General features: G+C 63.4%; 9 protein-coding genes. 5 read left to right on the top strand and 4 right to left on the bottom strand.

Annotated elements, in window-relative coordinates:
* The first annotated feature begins 157 nt into the window (after positions 1-157).
* A complete protein-coding gene (locus J0I79_RS01225) occupies positions 158-1,105 on the top strand; it encodes a hypothetical protein (protein ID WP_292854642.1) in 948 nt (315 codons plus the stop codon).
* A gap of 12 nt (positions 1,106-1,117) precedes the next feature.
* On the opposite strand, the gene J0I79_RS01220 is transcribed toward J0I79_RS01225, so the two are convergent.
* Positions 1,118-1,612: a DUF2314 domain-containing protein gene (locus J0I79_RS01220; protein ID WP_292854640.1), complete on the bottom strand. Its 495-nt coding sequence runs from the start codon at positions 1,610-1,612 to the stop codon at positions 1,118-1,120.
* Between the two features lie 440 nt (positions 1,613-2,052).
* Between J0I79_RS01220 and J0I79_RS01215 the strand changes: the two genes are divergently transcribed.
* The 3 genes from J0I79_RS01215 to J0I79_RS01205 all read left to right on the top strand — a co-directional run bounded on the left by J0I79_RS01215 (position 2,053) and on the right by J0I79_RS01205 (position 4,843).
* The gene (locus tag J0I79_RS01215) at positions 2,053-2,295 is read left to right on the top strand and encodes a DUF1344 domain-containing protein (protein ID WP_292854637.1); all 243 of its coding nucleotides are present in this window, start codon (positions 2,053-2,055) and stop codon (positions 2,293-2,295) included.
* A 280-nt stretch (positions 2,296-2,575) separates the two neighbouring features.
* On the top strand, positions 2,576-4,198 hold the full coding sequence (locus J0I79_RS01210; protein WP_292854634.1) for an FAD-binding oxidoreductase: 1,623 nt from the start codon (positions 2,576-2,578) through the stop codon (positions 4,196-4,198).
* A gap of 18 nt (positions 4,199-4,216) precedes the next feature.
* Positions 4,217-4,843 carry a hypothetical protein gene (locus J0I79_RS01205; RefSeq protein ID WP_292854631.1) on the top strand — a complete coding sequence of 209 codons (627 nt, stop codon included), beginning with the start codon at positions 4,217-4,219 and terminating at the stop codon, positions 4,841-4,843.
* Between the two features lie 13 nt (positions 4,844-4,856).
* Here the strand turns inward: J0I79_RS01205 and J0I79_RS01200 are convergent, their stop codons facing one another.
* The 3 genes from J0I79_RS01200 to J0I79_RS01190 all read right to left on the bottom strand — a co-directional run bounded on the left by J0I79_RS01200 (position 4,857) and on the right by J0I79_RS01190 (position 7,116).
* A complete protein-coding gene (locus tag J0I79_RS01200) occupies positions 4,857-5,378 on the bottom strand; it encodes a hypothetical protein (protein ID WP_292854628.1) in 522 nt (173 codons plus the stop codon).
* Between the two features lie 166 nt (positions 5,379-5,544).
* Positions 5,545-6,675 (bottom strand): hypothetical protein, encoded by a 1,131-nt coding sequence (locus J0I79_RS01195; RefSeq protein ID WP_292854626.1) that lies wholly within the window; start codon positions 6,673-6,675, stop codon positions 5,545-5,547.
* A gap of 6 nt (positions 6,676-6,681) precedes the next feature.
* Positions 6,682-7,116, bottom strand: coding sequence for a hypothetical protein (locus tag J0I79_RS01190; RefSeq protein WP_292854623.1), 435 nt, complete (start codon positions 7,114-7,116; stop codon positions 6,682-6,684).
* Between the two features lie 852 nt (positions 7,117-7,968).
* On the opposite strand from J0I79_RS01190, the gene J0I79_RS01185 reads away from it, so the two are divergent.
* Positions 7,969-8,905 (top strand): diacylglycerol kinase family protein (locus J0I79_RS01185; protein WP_366013543.1); only part of this gene is annotated, 937 nt, incomplete at its 3' end.

Below are 8,905 nucleotides of genomic sequence, written 5' to 3'. Positions count from 1 at the left end.
GTCACTATACGGGGAGAAATGTCCGGCAGAACAATGAGGGGCGGCGCCGACGTCTTGAGGGGCACCCTGTCGCACCGCAGTCGATACATCGCGCAAAACCCGCTATCATGGAGCAAGGTCGGCTTGCGGGGGGATGGCGGTGGAAACAGCGGATTTCATGCCAGGGGAAGCGGTCATTGCCGGCATCCGCAGGGACATCGAGACCTATGAGGCGCGCAGAGCTTCGGTGGTCCGGCAGGTGCGCTGGCGGGTGCCGGTGTTTATCGGCCTTGTGCTCATCGCCGTGGCGCTGATCGCCTGGTTGTTCAGCAAGGTCGCCGATCCCAACGAACAGTGGTTTTCGACGCCGCACGTCTTTCTCTACATCCTTGGCTTCGCCGTTTCGATCCTGGTCTATTTCCAGGCCATGAAGCCGGCGACGCGGCTGCAGCAGTCGTTCCGCGACACGTTGCTGCCGATCATCTTCGGCTTCGTCAGGGATTTCAGCTACCAGCACGGCGAGAGACCGAATTCCTTCGACCGGCTGCCGCGCGAGGCGGTCGGGCCTTTCAACCGGCAATCCTTCGACGATGTCATTTCCGGCCGCTACGAAGAGTTTCCGTTCGAGCTCTACGAAGCCGAACTGCGCGAAGGCAGCGGCAAGGGCTCGTCGACCGCCTTCAAGGGCGTCATCGTCGCTTTCGAGGCGATCGAGCCTTTCCCGGGCATATTGGTGGCGACGCGGCGGACCAACGCGGTGGTCAGCTTCTTCCGCGGCATGTTCACCAGCAAGATGCAGGAATTGTCGAGCGGCGAGCCGCTGCTCGATGCGGCCTACGAGTTTCGCACCGACAATGTCGAGGCGGCGCGGCCGCTGGTGACGGGGCGGCTGGCGCAGGCGCTGAAATGGCTGGGTGAGACATGGCGCGACGATCCGGCGCGCGTCGCGCTCAACGGGAGCGACGGCTTCCTGCTCATGCCGCAGGCCAAGAATTTCTTCGAGTTGCCGCCCATTTCGGTGCCGCTGGACCACCAGACCCATGTCGCGCCGATGATCTCCGACATGGGCGCCATGCTGGCGACGGCAGCGCTGGTGCGCAAGGTGGGCGCGAAGGACAGGGGTTAGCGAGCGTCTCGCTCAGCAATCGAAGCCATATTTATCGCGCATGTAGTCCGCCTCTTCCTTCGGTATTCTCTGGAACATCACGCAGACAGTGAAGCTGCCGACCTGCCGTCCGTCGCGCGTATATCCCCAGTCGGAAATGTCATCCCTGCCGAATTCTATGTTCTGGCCGCGGACGACGTTGCGCACTTCTTCCGGCTGGTTCGCCAATATGCCGACAAAGCCGGTTTCGGTGCGCCGGAACGGGATGACCCAGAAGTGCTCGGCGACATTCCCGTCACGCACCTTGACCTTCAATTTGAACCTGTCCGTGCCGGAGGGCGGTGCCTCGGCCAGGGCCAGGAATTCATCCAGGCTGGCGAGCGCCTTGGCCGTCGCCGCCGTCATTTCAGGATCGCCCGGCGCAAAGATGACCGTCCTGTCGTCGCTCGGATCCGCGCCTTGCGCGCCGGCCAATCCCGGAGCCAGCGCCAGCATAAGGGACATCGTGGTTCGGATTGCAAATTTCACGGTAAGCCCCCTGATCGTGACGGATAGCACCATCCTGCATTTATGCCGGGATCGCAACCACAGCGCGAGTTTCCTGCCGCGGTTCAAGGGCCGCGGTTGAACCGCTTCATGAAACAAAACTTGTATCACTGGCAGGCCGGCAGGCTGTTCCGTGATGCAGGCCGAGGCAGATTGCGGCGGCTGCATGATGGCCGCGAGGCATTCGCCGCAATCGGCTAAACGACTCTTTTCGTGAAGGGACCGCGCGCGCCGGGGCAGACCGCGCGGCTCGAAACAGCGTCTGCAATAGGCAATGTGTCAGAATTAAGCCTATGATTTTCTTTGCAAAAATTCACTCAACGTGATTTGCGTCCCGCCCGTCTTCCGTTCCAGTTTCCGGCCGTTCGGCGCTGCCATCTCCCAGGCGGCCCGAAAAACCGAAACAGCACGGAGTGCTATCCATGAAGAAGACCCTTGCAACCACCGCCGCTCTGCTTGCCTTCCTCGGCACGGCCTATGCCGCGACCGTTCAGGGCACTATCCAGGCGGTCGATCCGACGACCAAGTCGATCACGTTGGATGACGGCAAGATTTACCAGCTGTCGCCCAAGGCCACGGTCGGGAAATTCAAGGTCGGCGCCAAGGTTGCGGTGACCGTGGACGACAAGACCGGCATGGTGACATCGATCAAGAAGGCCTCGTAAAGACACTTCATCCAACGCCGGCGCCGCCCCTCACCCTTACCCTCTCCCCGTGAAGAACGGGGAGAGGGGGCGTCAGCGCGGGAGCTTCTCCCTTCTCCCCGTCTCTATACGGGGAGAAGGTGCCGGCAGGCGGATGAGGGGCAGCGCAACCCTTGGGGATTATCGCTGACCGCAGAACGTCGCTATCACCCATCGACATGACATAGTCACCCTTTGCGCCGTCACGCGCCGCTGGTTTTTGCCTGAAAGCCGCGTTATCCCTTGGCCCCGGGGGATATCCATGGCCGAGGAGCAAAAGAGGTTTCGCCTGTCGCGGCGGCTGTTGCTGGGCGCGACCGTGGTCGGCGGCGCGGTGTTGTGGGGCGGCACGACGGTCGCGAAGCTGGCGCGCGGGCCATCGGGGCAGAAGAATGCGGGCCGCATCGCCGATATCGACGGCATCGCCTTGCCGCTCAAACCCATTGCCAATCCGCCGGCCTTCGATCCGTCGCTGCCCTGGTCGGGTAGGGGCGGCGACATCAACGATGCGAGCGGGCTGTCGAGGACCCCGGTCTACGGCGTGGTGGAAGTCACGGAAGAGGACCATATCGCCAGGGCTCTCGCCTTCGCCCGCGCCAACGGCCTGAATGTCTCGCTGGCCGCCATCCGCCATTCGATGGGCGGCCATGCCTTCGACGACAATGCGCTGGTGCTAGACCTCAGGAAGTTCAACAAGGTCGGCGTCGACGCTGACGCCAAGACCATGACGGTGCAGCCGGGAGCGCGCTGGCACGACATCCAGAACCTGCTGCATCCGCGCTTTGCCGTGAAGGCGATGCAGTCGACCGACATCTTCTCGGTCGGCGGTTCGCTGTCGGTCAACGCGCACGGCATGGACCATCAGGCCGGCTCGGTGGCCGGCTCGATCCGCTCGATGCGGGTGATGCTGGCGGATGGTTCGGTGACGACCTGCTCGGCAAGCGAGAACAGCGACCTGTTCCGCCATGTCGTGGGCGGCTACGGCCTGTTCGGCGTGGTGCTGGAAGCAACGCTCGACATTGTCGACAACGCCGTCTACCGGACCTCGCGGCAAATCATCAGGTCGGATGATTTTCCGAAGTTCTTCGCCGAGGTGCTGGAGCCTAACAAGGATATCGGCCTGTTCTACGGCCATCTGTCGACGGCGCCGGGTAATTTCCTCGAGGACATGATCGTCTACCGCTACGACAAAGTGGCCGAGGAACCGCCCGCCGACCAGCCGGCGCTCGGCGAACCGGACGGGGTCGGCCTCAAGCGCGTGATCATGAACCTCGCCAAATGGGGCAGCGCCTTCCAGGAGCTGAAATGGTTCACGGAAAAGACGCTGGAGCCCAGCTTCGAAAGCTGCACGGTGGCTCGCACGTCAGCCATGGCGGAGGGAGAAGCCTGCCTCGTCACCCGCAACAATCCGATGCACGATTCGGTGCCGTATCTGTTCAACGACCTGATGGACGAGACTGACATACTGCATGAGTATTTTATTCCCCGCGCCGCCTATGTCGAATTCATCGCGGAGGCGCGGGAAATCCTGCGCAACCAGGACCTGCCGGTTCTCAACGCCTCGGTGCGCGTCGTGCACAAGGAGGACGTGGCGCTGACCTATGCGCCCGAACCGGCCTATTCGCTGGTGCTCTACATCAACCAGCCCACCGACGCCGACGGCAATGCCAGGATGCGGGCGCTGACGCGGGCGCTGATCGACGCCACGATCAGGCATGGCGGGCGCTTCTTCCTGCCTTACCAACTGCATTACACGGCGAGCGAGTTGCTGGCCTCCTATCCCGAACTGCCGGACTTCCTGGCGGCAAAACGCGGATATGACCCGACGGAACTGTTTTCCTCGACCTTCTACCGTGCCATCAAGGCGCTGAGCGGGACGGTGTAGCAGTCACAGGAGAAATCCATGCGGATGGGATCAGCGGCGGCGGTGCTCGCCTTCATCGCACTTTGCCCCGCGCCGGCCGGCGCTGAAGACCTCAAGGCCTTCAAACTGACGATCGACGGCAAGACGGTGGATATCGATGCCGGTGAGAGCACCAAGGTGACCTTGCCGGATGGCAAACAGGTCGAAGTAAGGCTCGACAAGAACGATTTCGCGACCTTTTCCGGCGGCGACTTCTCCTTCACCCATCCCAGCGCTTTTTCGGTCACCAAGACCGATCTCGGCGAACACATCACGCAATATCTGATGGCGTCGGCCCTGGGCACGATCGTGGTCGTGCAGGAGTATGGCAAGATGAATCCGGTGTCGCTCAACCAGCTGATGCTGCAGGAGATGACCAAGGAATCGGTGCAGGCGGGCGCGGAACTGACGCAGCAGCCGACGACGCGCAAGCTCGCCGACGGCAAGGAACTGACCGGCATCACCGCCGAGGTGAAGACCCGAACCGACACCGCCTATTTCGAAATCGTCGGCTATGGCCTCGCCGATCAGGGACTTTTGTTCATCACCCGCGTCGCCGGCGATGACATCGCCACCGAAAAGCCGATGATCGACAAGTTCTGGGAGAGCCTGAAGCTGAAGATGTAGCGCCGGCGCCGGCTTACAGCTTGCCCGGCATCAGGCCGGCCAACCAATTGACCGAGCGTTTCGCCGCGTCGGCGGTGGCGGAGGCGGCGCGGCCGAGATCGTTCTTGACCACGGCGTAGCCGTTCTTCGTGCGGTAGAGCACGCCGGTGCCGCCATCAACCACCTGTTCATAGGCGACGGGCCGTGCGGCGTCCGCTTCTACGGCTGTCGTCGGCGAGCCGACCGGGACGCTCGGCCGATGGCTCAGTTCCGGAGGCAGCGGGCTTTCCGTCCGAACGGTCCGGTTGGCAGGCTTCAGTTCCGGACGGGACGCGATCGCGGCCAGTTGCGAGGAGGTCGACGAGTCCTTGGTGCGGCAGATGCCGGACACCAGCGGATAGTTGAAGTTGCGCACGTGCAGGATCTGGCTTTTCATCGCGGCTTCGCACTCGGCGACCGTCGACCATTTGGCCGGCGTCTCGCCGATATATTCGCACAGCTTGGCGTCGCAGTCGCAGCCGACAATGGTCATGGCGACAAGGGCGGTCTTGATCACGGTCTCGTCCCTTCGAGATGCCCCCCGGCAACCCATTTGGATGCATGCCGCGAGCGACATGCGAAACTGAGGCACTCCATCGCGCGCGAACAAGGCGGGATTTGGCCACGATTATGGAATGAGCGTGGCGAAGCGCACGCTGCCGACCGCGCGTGGCCGAAAGGCCTCAGTAGTCGTAGACATGCTCCAGCCTGGCGCCGGCCTTTATCAGCGCCGGCAGCACCAGATGCAGCTTGCGTACCGCGACCACCATGCCCGTCCGTCGCGTCGAAATCTCCGCCGGCAAGGGATAGCTGAACAGGATGCGCATGCCTTCGGGGACGGCGATCGCGTCGGTGGACAGCACGGTGACCATGATCTCGTCATTGCCGCCGATCTCGACGAAGGAGACGCCCTTGTCGATCAGCCGCGGGATCATGTCGGTGAAGACCTGGTAGCGCCTGGTGACGAAGATGGTGCCGTCGGCGCCATAGTCGCGTTCGAGCAAGGTGTCGGGCTCGTTGCGCGTGGCCTCGCCGACCGGGCCCCTGGCCCAGACATGGATGTCTGATAAGGCCGGGTCCGAGGTGGCGGCGAGCCCCTGCTTTATCAGGTCGGCATAGCCCTGCTTGATGGTGTCGGCCAGACCGAAGGCCAGCTTGCGTTCGCTGCTGCGAACCGCACTGTCGCCTGGCGCCGGCTGCACGGCGAACAGGCCGGCGCGCTTTTCGGCATAGGGGAACTGGTACCAAGGCACCTGATCGAGGAAAGCAGCATAGTCCGCCGCCACCTTGGCCTGGTAGATGTCGGCGGCGGTGCGCCTGCCCGACATCGCCTCGGTGATGCGGCCGACGGTGTTCTCATAAGCCCATTGCAGGATGTGCTCGATCGAGTGGCTGGTGCCGATGATGACCAGCATCTGGTGGTCGGCATAGTTGAATTTGTAGGGCGAACTGGCGCGGATCACCGTGGCGTAGTCCTGCCAGAAGCGACCGACATAGGACCAGTAGGGAAAGCCGCTCGGCTGGTCCTTGGCGACGAAGCCGGCATATTCGCGCGCGGCATAGACGATCGCCCATTCCGGATAGGTGAGGAAGGTCGATTCCTCGGGGCGCTGATAGCCGGGGATTTCGGCGCGCACCTTGTCGGCCAGCACCCTGGGCGGCGCGCCGTCGGCTACGCCTGGAAGCGGCGTCCTGTCGAGCGAAGGTGTGGTCAGGAAACCGTAGGCCAGGCCGGCAACCGGGATGAGGATGACGATGACGACCAGCCAAAGGATCGTCTTGACGAGGCGCCTTATCAAGCGGAACAGGAACATGGCCGGTCAGGCCGTGGCGAAGTGGTCGTGGACGCGCTTCGACAGCCAGAAGCCGATGTAGACGGCGATGCCGCCGATGAGAATGTGCGGCAGGTTGGCGAAGAAGCGGGCGGGAAATTCGATGTCGTTGAGCGACCGGAAGCCGTTGATGAAGATCCCGGCATCGAGGCAGCCGGACCCGGTGATCAGCCCGAGCACGCCGTCGAACAGATAGACCGAGCCGAACAGCTTGAAATAGAACACCGCCTGGCGGTGCGAGATGAAGGCGGCGGCCAGCGCCCAGACGCCGGAGAAGGCGTGCAGCAGGTCGTCATACCATTGCAGCGAGAACAGGCCGAACAGATTGCCATTGGCATCGTTGAAGGCCGGGATGTAGCCGATGGCCACGACGCCGAAGAACAGGAACGCGTAGGAAACGGCAAGCTTCTGGATGAGCGTCATGAAGTATCCCCCTGCTGGGAGCCCATCTGCTAACGCGTTATGCCGGCCGCCTGGGCGGTGCTCCGCGGTTCCGATGCTTCCGGACTCGATGTCCGCTGCGTTCGGTTCCCGAACCCACGCCATGCACCTCGGCAGAGCGCGCCCTCCAGCGGACTCCAACGACGCCGAACGTTAGCCGATTTCGGCGCGGGTTGCAGCCCCAACCGGAAACGCCGTTAAAATTGTGGAGAATGGCCAGTACGACAGTCGGCGCCGGGATTTCTCCCAGCGCCTCCCTGTCAGATCAGGACACGGTCGCGGCAGCAACTTCCGTAAAGTCGTCGCGCCATGCCGGCCTTGATTTTGACGGTCCTGCTAGTCGCCACCCGGAGGCAGCGCCCGTTCCAGACCACGCTGGTCCCGACCCTTGCGGGCCTTGCCCTGCGTGCCATCGAAGGTTTTTGCCGTCCTTCATGGCAGCATCGGTCCGCCGTCGGCGTTGGCACGCTTTCCGCGGCCCCGTAGGTCTCGGCTTCCGTCCCTCCAGCAGGCGAACCTGCTCTTGTTCCGGGCCGTACGGGCCTCAGGAAATCCACCTCCCGCTTCGCCTTTCGGCTTGATGATCGGTAGCCGCCTGAGATGGGTTGAACTTACGCCGGGTAAGGGGCCTGGGGAATGCCCGCGCCCCTGTGGATAGCGGGATTATCGGGGACCAACGCCGGAAGCCGAGGAAATTCAAGCGCGAACGCCTTAGACAGCCTGCCCTGGTTTTTCGGGGGCACCGCGCCTTCACCACTTGCTCAACCAACTGCCCCGGGTTTGAATGCCGGCAAAAGACCGGGCTCGATGCCCGGCGCCGGGGAGGGCGAGCATTTGAAGGTCGGGGTGGTTCTCAATCCGATTGCCGGCGGCGGCCGGCTGAAGCGGCATTGGCCCGAGGTCGCCGCCTCGCTGAAAAAGCACTTCGGCGATTTCGAACTGCGCGAGACGCAGGCCGAGGGCGATGCCGAACGGCTGGCGATCGACCTCGCTGCGAACGGCTTCGACCTGGTGATCGCGGCCGGCGGCGACGGCACTGCCAGCGAGGTGGCCGATGGGCTGCTGCAGGCCAGCGAGGAGGGCGGCAGGGCAACCGAGCTTGGGCTGTTGCCTTGCGGCACCGGCATCGATTTCGCGCGTGGTCTCGCTCTGCCGAAGGAGATCGACGCAACGCTCAGACGGATCGCCGATGCGACGGGCAGGGCCGTCGATGCCGGCCGTATCTGCTACATCGACGACCATGGCGCGCTGGCCAGCCGCCACTTCATCAACATCGCCAGCCTCGGCCTGTCGGGCGCCACCGACCGCGCCGTCAATGCCGACCAGCGCAAGTGCAGGATGTCGGCCAAGGCGCTGTTCCTGTGGCGCACCGTGGTCGAGTTCATCCGCTACCGCTTCCAGCATGTCAGAATCACAGTCGACGACGGAGACCCCGTCGAGGCGCGCATGGCGCTGGTGGCGGTGGCCAATGGGAAATTCTTCGGCGGCGGCATGATGATCGCGCCGGACGCGGAGCTCACCGACGGCCAGTTCGACATCGTCATCCTGCGCGCGGCGGGCAAGCTGAAGCTGATCTGGGACATCCGGCTGCTCTATGGCGGTCGTCACCGCAACCATCCGGCGATCACCATTTTGCGCGGCAGGAAAGTGGTGGTGGAACCGCTCGGCGATGTCGAGAAGAACGGCGCTCTGGTCGACATAGACGGGGAGTCGCCGGGGCGCATCCCGGCGACTTTCGAGATACTGCCTGGTGCGCTTACGTTGCGGTACT

Source organism: Mesorhizobium sp., from assembly GCF_017306585.1.
In the GTDB taxonomy this organism is placed as follows: domain Bacteria; phylum Pseudomonadota; class Alphaproteobacteria; order Rhizobiales; family Rhizobiaceae; genus Mesorhizobium.
Note: the sequence above shows the minus strand (reverse complement) of the source record. Positions and strands in the feature narration are given on the sequence as shown.